Below are 11,103 nucleotides of genomic sequence, written 5' to 3' on the forward strand. Positions count from 1 at the left end.
ATCCCAAGGTCCATTCTCGCCAAATCGACAGTCCACTCTCACTCAAGGCATCATGGTCAAACGCGAGGAAGGCGCCCTGCTCCAGTCGATCGTGCTGGATCGCGAGGGCGAGCATGGGCTCAGCGTCCAGATCTGCGCCGGCCTGCGCGAACTGATCCTCGGCGGCACGCTCAAGGTCGGCGAGCGCCTGCCGGCGACGCGGACGCTGGCGCAGGAATTCAGGGTCGCCCGCACCACCATCGTCGAAAGCTTCGAGCGCCTTGCGGCGGAGGGGTTGATCGAGACCCGCGTCGGCTCCGGCACCTATGTCAGCCAGGCGCTGGCAAACGAACGGCCCGCGCCGGCCGCCGCCGCCGTCGCCGCGCCGACGGCGCGGGTCAAGCTGGCGCAGGCCATGAACACGGCGTCAAAACTGTTCGGCACGCGCCTGCCGCACCAGCCCCGCGCCTTCACCACGGCGATGCCGGCCTTCGACGCCTTCCCGATGGCGCAATGGGCCAGGCTATCCGGCAAGCATTGGCGCAAGCCGCGCCATCAGGTGCTCGGCTATCCCGATCCACATGGCGAGCGGGCCCTGCGCCAGGCCATCGCCGCGCATCTCAGACTCAATCGCGGCATCGCCTGCGAATGGCAGCAGGTCTTCGTGGTGGCCGGCGCGCAGCAGGCCTTCCAACTGATCGCCGCGACGCTGCTCGACCCCGGCGACAAGGTCTGGTTCGAGGATCCCGGCGCGATCGGCGCCCGCAACAGCATGATCCAGTCCGGCGTCGAGATCGTGCCCGTCCCGGTCGACGAGGCCGGGCTCGTGGTCGAGGAGGGCCTGCGCCGCGCGCCCGAATTCAGGCTCGCCTTCGTGACGCCGGCACATCAGCAACCGCTCGGCGCCAAGATGAGCCTGGAGCGGCGGCTCGCCCTGCTGGAGGCGGCCGAGGCCAGCGGCGCCTGGATCATCGAGGACGACTGGGACGGCGAGTTCTGCTTCCAGGGCGCGCCGATGGCGACGCTGACCAGCATCGATCGCAGCGGCCGCGTCATCTATGTCGGGACCTTCTCGAAGACGCTGTTCCCGTCATTGCGGCTCGGCTTCCTCGTCACGCCGCCGCATCTGGTCGAGCAGATGGGCATCTGCCTCGAAGCCTTTTCGCCGGGCGTTCCGACGGCGCTGCAAGGCATCGTCGCCGATTTCATCGTCGAGGGGCATTTCGCGACGCATGTGCGCCGGATGCGCAAGCTCTACCAGGAGCGCTACCAGGCGCTGGAGGACGCTGCGCGGGAGTATCTGGCGCCCGATCTGGAGGTCGTGCCGACCCAGACCGGCATGCATACCATCGCCTCTCTCCGTGACGGGCTCGATGCCGTCGCGCTGACGCAGGCCGCCGCCCGGCGCGGCGTGACGGTCGCGCCGATCAGCCGCTTCTGCCTCGAACCCGTCGCGCAAGACGGTCTCGTGCTGGGCTTCAGCGGCTTCACCACGGCGGAGATCAAGGCCGGCGTCCTCGACCTGCGCCGCAGCATCGACGACCTCATGGCGGCCGGCGAGTGGACTGACGCTTCGGCGGGAATGGCCCTTAGCGGGAAGCCCAATTCTCCCTAGCAATTCCGGCAGGCACAGCGGGTGAGAGCATCTTGAGCGAATGGGACGTGATCATCGTCGGCGCGGGTTCGGCCGGCTGCGTGCTGGCCGGGCGGCTCGCCGAAGCCGGCCATGGTTCGATCCTGGTGATCGAGGCCGGGCCGCGCGATCTCAGCCCCTGGGTCCATCTGCCGATCGGCTACGGCAAGACCTTCTACCATCGCCGCATGAACTGGATGTACCGGACCACGCCGCAAGCCGGGCTGGATGGGCGGGAAATCTACCAGCCGCGCGGCAAGGTGGTCGGCGGATCGAGCGCGATCAATGCGATGGTCTATGCCCGCGGCCAGGCCGAGGATTTCGACGAATGGCAGCGGCTCGGCAATCCCGGCTGGGGCTGGGCCGAGGTGCTCGCCGCCTATAGGCGCATGGAGGACCACGCGCTGGGCGCCTCCATCTGGCATGGTGCAGGCGGCCCCTTGCATGTCGAGAACGTCGCCAAGGAGGTTCATCTGCTCACGCCGCTCTTCGTCAAGGCGGCCGGCGAAGCGGGCCTGGGCTTCAATCCGGACCTGAACGGCGCGACCAGCGAAGGCGCCGGCTTCTACCAGATCACCACGCGCGGTGGCCGGCGCGAGTCGGCTGCGCGCGCCTTCCTGCATCCGGCAAGGCGGCGCGGGGGCGTGAAACTCGAAACCGACATGCAGGTGACGCGCATCCTGTTCGACGGACGGCGCGCCATCGGCGTCGAAGCCAAGCGCGGCGGCGAGACCTTGCGCTTCGGCGCCCGCAGGGAGGTCGTCCTCTCCGGCGGCGCATTCAACTCGCCGCAATTGCTGCAGCTCTCCGGCATCGGCCCGGCGGAGCTGTTGAAGCAGCACGGCATCACGCCGCTGCTCGACCAGCCGGCCGTCGGCAGCAACCTGCAGGACCATCTCTGCTACGACCATGTCTATCGTTCGAAGCGGCCGAGCCTGAACGAGGCGCTGCTGTCCTGGCCCGCCCGCATCGGCATGGCCGCGAACTATCTGTTGCGGCGGCGCGGGCCGCTCTCGCTCAGCGTCAACCAGGGCGGTGGATTCTATCGCACCCGGCCGGAGCTGACGCGGCCCGACATGCAGCTCTATTTCTCGCCGCTGAGCTATGAGCGCGCCGTGCCGGGCGTGCGCGCCCTGATGAAGCCCGACCCGTTCCCCGGTTTCAGCCTCAGCGTCTCGCCCTGTCGCCCGCTCAGCCGTGGCCATGTCGCGATCCGCTCGCCCGATCCGCAGGTCGCGCCGGAGATCGCGCCGAACTATCTCTCCGATCCCGAGGACCTGCGCATCCTGCTGGACGGCGCGCGCTTCCTGCACCGGCTCGCCGCGACACCGACGCTCTCCGCCGTGATCGACACCGCGATCCGGCCGGGGCCGGAAGCCGCCGACGAGGAGGCGCATGTCGCCGCGATCCGCGCGAACGCCTATTCGGTCTTCCACCCCTGTGGGACCTGCCGGATGGGCCCCGACGTGAGCGACGCCGTGGTCGACGCCAGATTGCGGGTGCATGGCGTCGAAGGCCTGCGCGTCGTCGACGCCTCGATCTTCCCCACTATCCCATCGGGCAACATCAACGCGCCGGCCATGATGGTCGGAGAGCGCGCCGCCGCCCTGATGGCGGAAGGCTGAGAGCGAATTCCCCTGCCCCGCCGGCCGTCGCCGGCATCTTTCCCCGGAGGACAGACCATGATCACACGCCATGAAGTGACCGGACGATTGAGCAAGGTGCTCGTCGCCAACGGCTTCGCCTTCCTCTCAGGCCTCACTGCAGCCGATCGCAGCGGTGGCGTGCGCGAGCAGACGGCCGACATCCTCAAGCAGATCGACGGCTATCTGGCGATGGCCGGCACCGACAAGACCCGCATCGTCGTCGCCAATATCTGGCTGAAGGACATCGCGAATTTCAGCGAGATGAACGCCGCCTGGGAAGCCTGGGTCGATCCGGCGCAACCGCCGGCCCGCGCCACCGTCGAGTCGCGCCTGGCGGCCGAGAACATCCTGGTCGAGATCCAGGTCCAGGCGCTGGTCTGATCCCCGCATAAACCGCACGAGAACATGCGAGCCGGCTATTCCGCCGGACGCATTCCCGTGTGAAGATCGCGCATCGGAGATGGATGACCGGCATGACGCAAGCCTACACGCTCGACGCTCTGAAGCAGGATGTCACCGCCGGCCGCATCGATACGGTTTTGGCCTGTCTCGTCGACATGCAGGGGCGCCTGATGGGCAAGCGCTTCCATGCCGCCTTCTTCCTGGAGAGTGGGCATCACGAGACGCATAGCTGCAACTACCTGCTCGCGACCGACATGGAGATGGAAACCGTAGCCGGCTATGCGGCGACGAGCTGGGCCGCCGGCTACGGCGACTACACCATGAAGCCCGACCTCTCGACCTTGTGCCGCGTGCCATGGCTCGAAGGCACCGCGCTCGTGCTCTGCGACGTGCAGGACCATCACGGCCATGACATTCCGCATTCGCCGCGCGCCGTGCTGAAGAAGCAGGTCAGGCGGCTCGAGGCGATGGGGCTCAAGGCCTATATGGCGACCGAGCTCGAATTCTTCCTGTTCGACCAGAGCTACGAGAACGCCTGCGCCAGCGGCTATCGCGATCTCAAGACGGCGAGCAGCTACAACGAGGACTACCACATCTTCCAGACGACCAAGGAAGAGGCGGTGATGCGGGCGATCCGCAACGGCCTGCAGGGCGCCGGCATCCCGGTCGAGAACTCCAAGGGCGAGGCTTCGGCCGGGCAGGAGGAGATCAATGTCCGCTATGCCGACGCGCTGACGATGGCGGACCGGCATGCGATCATCAAGAACGCCTGCAAGGAGATCGCCTGGTCGCAGGGCAAGTCGATCACCTTCCTCGCCAAGTGGAGCAACGCGCATGCCGGCTCCTCCTCGCATATCCACCAGTCGCTCTGGAGCGCCGACGGCAAGACCCCGCATTTCCTCGATGCGCAGGCGAAACACGGCATGTCGCCGCTGATGCGGAACTATGTCGCGGGGCTTCTCGCCCATGCCTCCGACATCACCGGCTTCCTCGCGCCTTATATCAACTCCTACAAGCGCTTCGTCGCCGGTACCTTCGCGCCGACCAAGGCGATCTGGAGCGCCGACAACCGCACCGCCGGCTACCGGCTCTGCGGCGCCGGCACCAAGGGTATTCGCATCGAATGCCGCGTCGGCGGCTCGGACCTCAATCCCTATCTCGCCATGGCGGCGCTGCTCGCCGCCGGCATCGACGGCATCGAGAAGAAGATGGAGCTGGAGGAGGCTTTCGTCGGCGATGCCTATGGCGACCGGAACGTCCGCGAAATCCCGAAGACCCTGCGTGATGCGACCGTGGCGCTGAAGGGCTCGGCGATGCTGCGCAAGGCCTTCGGTGACGACGTGATCGACCATTATGTCCGCGCCGCCGAATGGGAGCAGGAGGAATACGATCGCCGGATCACCGATTGGGAAGTGAAGCGCGGTTTCGAACGCGCCTGACCGCCCCCCTCCTCCCGCAGCAAAAGCCTTCAGCCAGACGGATAGTGACGATGACGATGATCCGATGCGTGTCGCCGGTGGACGGCTCGGTCTATGCCGAGCGGCCTGCCCTGAGCCTCGACGGCGCCAAAGCCGTGGTGGCTCGCGCCCGCAAGGCGCAGAAATCCTGGGCGAAGCGCCCGCTCGACGAGCGCATCGCGCTGGTGCTCAGGGGCGTCGCGCGGCTTAACGAGATGGGCCAGGAGGTGGTGACCGAGCTCGCCTGGCAGATGGGCCGTCCGGTGAAGTATGGCGGTGAGTTCAAGGGCTTCAACGAGCGCTCGAACTACATGGCCTCGATCGCGGGCGAGGCGCTGGCACCTGTTGTCATCGAGGACAGCGCCGCCTTCAAGCGCTTCATCGCGCGCGAGCCGCATGGCGTCGTCTTCGTCATCGCGCCATGGAACTACCCCTATATGACCGCGATCAACTCGGTCGCGCCGGCGCTCATCGCCGGCAATGCGGTCATCCTCAAGCAGGCCAGCCAGACGCTCCTCACCGGCGAGCGATTGGCACGCGCCTTTCACGAGGCCGGCGTGCCGGAGGAGGTCTTCGCCAATGTCTTTCTCGACCACGAGACCTCGTCGCGCCTGATCGCCGGGAAGCAGTTCGACTTCATCAATTTCACCGGCTCGGTCGCGGGCGGGCAGGCGATCGAGCGCGCGGCGGCCGGCACCTTCACCGGCATCGGGCTTGAGCTCGGCGGCAAGGACCCCGGCTATGTCATGGAGGACGCCGATCTCGACAAGGCCGTCGATACGCTGATGGACGGCGCGACCTTCAATTCCGGGCAGTGCTGCTGCGGTATCGAGCGCATCTATGTGCATGAGAGCCTCTACGACGCCTTCGTCGAGAAATCGGTCGCCTGGGTCTCGAATTACCGGCTCGGCAACCCGCTCGATCCCGAGTCCTCGCTCGGCCCGATGGCGCATAAGCGCTTCGCACAGGTCGTCCGCGAGCAGATCGCGGAAGCAACCGCGAAGGGCGCGCGGGCGCTGGTCGATCCCAAGCTCTTCCCGCAGGACGATGGCGGCGCCTATCTCGCGCCGCAGATCCTGGTCGACGTCGATCATTCGATGACGATCATGCGCGAGGAGACCTTCGGCCCGGCTGTCGGCATCATGAAGGTGCACGACGATGCCGAAGCGCTCGCGCTGATGAACGATTCCAAATACGGCCTTACCGTCTCGCTCTGGACCGGCGATGCCGAGCGTGCCGCCCGTTTGGGTGCGGAGCTTGAAACCGGCACCGTCTTCATGAACCGCGCCGATTATCTCGACCCGGCGCTGTGCTGGACCGGCGTCAAGGAGACCGGGCGGGGCGGCTCGCTCTCGGTCATCGGCTTCCACAACCTCACCCGTCCGAAATCCTACCATCTGAAGAGAGCTGGCTGATGCCGATCACCGCGAACTGGAGCTATCCGACCGCCGTCAAGCTGGGCGCCGGGCGGATCAGGGAACTGGCCGACCACTGCAAGGCGCTCGGCATGAAGCGGCCGCTGCTCGTCACCGATCGCGGGCTGGCGACGATGGCGATCACGGGCCGCGCGCTCGACATCCTCGAGGCCGGCGGGCTCGGCCGGGCGATCTTCGCCGATGTCGATCCGAACCCGAACGACCGCAATCTCGACGACGGCGTCCGCGCCTTCAAGGCGGGCGGGCATGACGGCGTCGTCGCCTTCGGCGGCGGTTCCGGCCTAGATCTCGGCAAATGCGTGGCCTTCATGGCCGGCCAGACCAGACCCGTCTGGGATTTCGAGGATGTCGGCGACTGGTGGACGCGCGCCTCTGTCGAGGGCATCGCGCCGATCGTCGCCGTGCCGACCACGGCTGGCACCGGCTCCGAGGTCGGCCGCGCCTCGGTCATCACCAATTCGCAGACCCATACCAAGAAGATCATCTTCCACCCGAAATTCCTGCCGGGCGTGACGATCTGCGATCCCGAGCTCACGGTCGGCATGCCCAAGGCGATCACCGCCGGCACGGGCATGGATGCCTTCGCGCATTGCCTCGAAGCCTATTCCTCGCCTTTCTTCCATCCGATGAGCCAAGGCATCGCGCTCGAAGGTATGCGGCTGGTGAAGACCTATCTGCCCCGCGCCTATGCCGACGGCAGCGATATCGAGGCGCGCACGCAGATGATGGCGGCGGCCGCGATGGGCGCCGTCGCCTTCCAGAAGGGGCTCGGCGCGATCCATTCGCTCTCCCACCCGGTCGGCGCGGTCTACCATACCCATCACGGCACCACGAACGCCGTGGTGATGCCGCCGGTGCTGCGCTTCAACCGGCCGGCGATCGAGGAGAGGATCGCGGCCGCCGCCGCCTATCTCGGCATCGCCGGGGGCTTCGACGGCTTCTACGATTTCGTGCTGGGTTTACGCTCCGATCTCGGCATCCCCGACAAGCTCGGCGCGCTCGGCGTCGGCACCGACCGGATCGACGAACTGGCCGAGGCCGCCGTGGCCGACCCCTCGACCGGCGGCAACCCGGTGGAGCTCACGGTCGATGCGGCGCGCAAGCTGCTGATCGAATCGATCTGAGATCGAAGATGACTATCGACCGGCGCGCAGTTGGCGGACGATGTTCGCAGCGCGCCGGATCGCGGTGATCGCAGCCCCGACTGCGATCAGCCAGAGCGCTCCGACGAGGATCTGGTTGTGCCCGTTCCAGAGCGGCTCCGCCAGCGAGAGCACGGCCGCCGCGGTGACCACCGCCATGCGATGTTGCTTGGCCATTGGCCCCGAGAAATCGGCGGGCAGTCCGCAATTGCGGCCGAGTTCGCGGGTATAGGCGGTGAGCACCGCAAAGGCCGCCGCGGCCCAGCCCAAGGCCGGCTGGCCCACGCCATAGCCGACGCCGACAAGGATCAGGATATCGGCGACGCGGTCCGGGAAATCGTTCCAGAAGGGTCCGTCCGGCGCCTGCTTGCCGCCCTCGATCGCCACCATCCCGTCGAAGAGGTTGCAGAGCAATCGGAACTGGCAGAACAGGGCTGCGACGAGCAGCAAAGCAACGCGGGAGCCACCGGTGGCCGCCCCCGCTTGCCAGAAGGCGATGCCGGCGACGGCCGCCATCGCCATGCTCGCCATCGAAATCTGGTTCGGCGTCACCGAGGCCGTGCTCAGCTTGCGGGCGATCGTGCGGGCCCAGCCGGAATCGCGGCTGGCGAGCGGGCGGCGGTTCTCGTCCTGCGCCATGATTCAGGCCTTCCGGGTGCGCCAGAGCGAATAATTGTAGAGCGCGGCATAGCTCGTCGCGACGGTGAGCGGCACGGCGATGGTCTTCGCGATCTCGGGCGTGCCGCCGAGCGTGTGCAGGATCGTCAGCAGGGTCGCGGAGACGAGGCCGGCGATCACGGGCGGCGCCAGCAAGGCGGCGAGGCCGGAGAAGCGGCTGGCGAGACATTCGATCGCGCGTTTCAGGACCAGCGTGATCGTCGCCGAGATCGCGCCCTGCAGCAGGCCGGCATGGAGCGGCGCCGGCATCGGATGGGCGCGGTTGGCGAAGGCCGCCCAGCCGCCCATCGCGAGGAAAGCGAAGCCGACATGGACGATGCTGCTCCGCATCAGGCGCGCGAAAGGCGGGCTCATACGGCCGACCAACCATAGCGGACGAGATGGAAGAAGATCGGCGCAGAGAAGACGACCGAATCGAGCCGGTCGATGAAGCCGCCATGGCCGGCAATCAGGTTGCCCCAGTCCTTGACGCCGCGGTCGCGCTTGATCGCCGACATGACGAGCCCGCCGAAGAAGCCCATGAGAACGATGACCAGCGCGAGGAAGGCCGCCTGAAGCGGCGTGAACGGCGTCATCCAGGACAGGCCGGCGCCGACGGCGGTGGCGCTGAGCGCACCGCCGACGAAGCCCTCCACCGTCTTCGAGGGCGAGAGCTTCGGCGCGATCTTGGTGCGGCCCAGAAGCTTGCCCCAGACATATTGCAGGACGTCGCTGATCTGCACGACGATGACGAGGAAGGCGATCAGCAGGACATTGCGGCCCTCATAGCCGGCGATATCGAGGCTGAGCAAAGCCGGCACATGCGAGGTGGCGAAGACGCAGATCATCAGCGCCCACTGCACCTCGGCGATGCGGATCAGGAAATGGTCGGTGTCGCCGCGCGCCGCGGCGATGATCGGCATCAGCAGGAAGGCGTAGACGGGAATGAAGATCGAGTAGAGCCCGTACCACTCGATCCAGATCAGGTAGTACTGCACCGGCAGCACGACGAAGAAAGCCGTAGCCAGCGCCCAGTGATCGGCGCGGCGCGTATCGGTCAGCGTGATGAACTCGCGCAGCGCCGCGAAGGAACAGAAGCCGAAGAGCAGGGTCACACCGGTCTTGCCGCCGATGAGCGCGAGCCCCATCAGCACGACCATGACCCACCAGGCCCGGATGCGGTCGTTGAGATTCTCGACCACGGCATTGGAACCGTCTGGCGAGAGCTTGCGCTGCAGCACGAAGCCGATGGTGGAGGCGACGACGAGGACGCCGAGAATGCCGGCGAGCACGGCGACCAGATCGGGATGCGGCATCGTCATGACGCGTTCGCCTTCGGGGACAGGGCGAGCAGCGCGGCCTCAGTCCGCGCCAGGAAATCGGGCTTGGCCTCGCCCTCATCGAGGCGAAGCGGCGCGCCGAAGGTCACGGTGCAGATCAGCGGGATCGGCACGAACTCGCCCTTCGGCATGACGCGGTTGAGATTGTCGATCCAGGCCGGCACCAGCGCCACGTTCGGCCGCGCCTGCGCCAGATGGAACAGGCCGCTCTTGAACGGCAGCAGGCGCGCCTCCGTGGTGTTGCGCGTGCCTTCCGGGAAGACGATCAGCGATGAGCCGGCATCGAGCGCCTCGGTCATCTGCACGATTGGATCACTGGTGCGGCTCCCGCGATCGCGGTCGATCAGGACGGCATTGAAGACGTCGCGGCCGATGAAGCGGCGCAAGGCGCCTTTCAGCCAGTAATCGCTCCCCGCGACGGGACGGGTCATGAAGCGCAGGCGCCGCGGCAGCACGGTCCAGATCAGGACGAAATCGCCATGGCTGGCATGGTTGGCGAAGTAGATGCGCTGCTCGTCCGTGGGCTCGATGCCGGCCCAGCGGCCACGGACGGCCGTGATGAAGCGGGCGAAGAAGAGAATGAGCGCGCCAGCCAGACTTGCCCCTGCCTCACGCATTCCCCGATCCACCCCCGTTAGCCGTCTAGACGAGGTAGCGCCTGTTTCGAGCCCTGTCGATATCGGCGCCGCTCAGGGCGCATCTTCATTGTCGAGCCTGCGCCAGGGCAGAAGGAAGGGCTCGCCGGCATGGGAGCCGCGCAGGGCGTGGACACCGAAGACCTGCGCGAGCCTGACGTCGTCGAGGACATCCGCGGCAGGCCCGTCGGCAACCCGCCGGCCGCGATCGAGCAGCAGGAGCCGGTCGCAGAAGCGGGCGGCGAGCGTCAGGTCGTGCAGCACGACGACGACCCCGGTGCCGTCGCGGCTGATCCGGCGCAGCAGTTGCAAGCTGTCGAGCTGATGCTGCGGATCGAGGCCGGCCAGCGGCTCGTCTGCCAGGAGATAAGGCGCCTCCACCGCCAATGCCCGCGCCAGCAGGACGCGACGGCGCTCGCCGCCCGAGAGCGTGCCGACCGCGCGGCCGGCGAAGTCGGCGACGTCGCAAAGCGCCAGCGCCCGTGCGACCGCCTGCCGGTCAGCTTCGCCGGCCTCGGCGAAGGGGCGGCGATGCGGCAAGCGACCGAGCCCGACCAGCGCCTCGACGGAGAGAGCCGCAGGCGCCTCGCCGCCCTGAGCGAGAAAGGCGACGCGGCGCGCGAGCGTGGCTCGACCGAGCTCCCGTGCCGTAGAGCCGTCGTAATCGACGCCGCCACGGTCAGTCGCGAGCAGCGCGGCCAGCACGCGCAGCAAGGTCGTCTTGCCGGCGCCGTTGGGGCCGATCAGGCCGAGAACCTCGCCAGGCCGGACCTGCG

10 protein-coding genes and 1 pseudogene are annotated in these 11,103 nt (G+C 67.5%); 6 read left to right on the forward strand and 5 right to left on the reverse strand.

Annotated features, from left to right (window positions below):
- The first annotated feature begins 52 nt into the window (after positions 1-52).
- The 6 genes from pdxR to AC6RIC_RS24800 all read left to right on the forward strand — a co-directional run bounded on the left by pdxR (position 53) and on the right by AC6RIC_RS24800 (position 7,677).
- Positions 53-1,594 carry a MocR-like pyridoxine biosynthesis transcription factor PdxR gene (gene pdxR / locus AC6RIC_RS24775; RefSeq protein WP_499734343.1) on the forward strand — a complete coding sequence of 514 codons (1,542 nt, stop codon included), beginning with the start codon at positions 53-55 and terminating at the stop codon, positions 1,592-1,594.
- Between the two features lie 32 nt (positions 1,595-1,626).
- Positions 1,627-3,237 (forward strand): GMC family oxidoreductase, encoded by a 1,611-nt coding sequence (locus AC6RIC_RS24780; protein ID WP_499734344.1) that lies wholly within the window; start codon positions 1,627-1,629, stop codon positions 3,235-3,237.
- Positions 3,238-3,294: 57 nt separating this feature from the next.
- Positions 3,295-3,639 (forward strand): RidA family protein, encoded by a 345-nt coding sequence (locus AC6RIC_RS24785; protein ID WP_499734345.1) that lies wholly within the window; start codon positions 3,295-3,297, stop codon positions 3,637-3,639.
- A 92-nt stretch (positions 3,640-3,731) separates the two neighbouring features.
- Positions 3,732-5,099, forward strand: a complete 1,368-nt coding sequence (locus tag AC6RIC_RS24790; RefSeq protein WP_499734346.1) for a glutamine synthetase family protein — start codon at positions 3,732-3,734, stop codon at positions 5,097-5,099.
- A gap of 50 nt (positions 5,100-5,149) precedes the next feature.
- Complete coding sequence (locus AC6RIC_RS24795) at positions 5,150-6,532, forward strand: aldehyde dehydrogenase family protein (RefSeq protein WP_499734347.1); 1,383 nt, start codon at positions 5,150-5,152, stop codon at positions 6,530-6,532.
- Complete coding sequence (locus tag AC6RIC_RS24800) at positions 6,532-7,677, forward strand: iron-containing alcohol dehydrogenase (protein ID WP_499734348.1); 1,146 nt, start codon at positions 6,532-6,534, stop codon at positions 7,675-7,677. The genes AC6RIC_RS24795 and AC6RIC_RS24800 overlap by 1 nt, the downstream gene beginning before the upstream one ends.
- Positions 7,678-7,689: 12 nt before the next feature.
- Here AC6RIC_RS24800 and AC6RIC_RS24805 read toward each other — a convergent pair whose 3' ends face one another.
- The 5 genes and pseudogenes from AC6RIC_RS24805 to AC6RIC_RS24825 form a co-directional block, all read right to left on the reverse strand.
- Positions 7,690-8,334: a CDP-alcohol phosphatidyltransferase family protein gene (locus tag AC6RIC_RS24805; protein ID WP_499734349.1), complete on the reverse strand. Its 645-nt coding sequence runs from the start codon at positions 8,332-8,334 to the stop codon at positions 7,690-7,692.
- A gap of 3 nt (positions 8,335-8,337) precedes the next feature.
- Positions 8,338-8,727, reverse strand: a complete 390-nt coding sequence (locus AC6RIC_RS24810; RefSeq protein WP_499734350.1) for a hypothetical protein — start codon at positions 8,725-8,727, stop codon at positions 8,338-8,340.
- A complete protein-coding gene (locus AC6RIC_RS24815; protein ID WP_499734351.1) occupies positions 8,724-9,674 on the reverse strand; it encodes a phosphatidate cytidylyltransferase in 951 nt (316 codons plus the stop codon). Before AC6RIC_RS24815 ends, AC6RIC_RS24810 begins: the two co-directional genes overlap by 4 nt.
- On the reverse strand, positions 9,671-10,309 hold the full coding sequence (locus AC6RIC_RS24820; RefSeq protein ID WP_499734352.1) for a lysophospholipid acyltransferase family protein: 639 nt from the start codon (positions 10,307-10,309) through the stop codon (positions 9,671-9,673). The genes AC6RIC_RS24815 and AC6RIC_RS24820 overlap by 4 nt, the downstream gene beginning before the upstream one ends.
- Before the next feature lie 72 nt (positions 10,310-10,381).
- Positions 10,382-11,098: pseudogene (locus AC6RIC_RS24825) on the reverse strand (ABC transporter ATP-binding protein); the annotation flags it as partial.
- Positions 11,099-11,103: the final 5 nt, after the last annotated feature.

Source organism: Allobosea sp. TBD101, assembly GCF_059817965.1.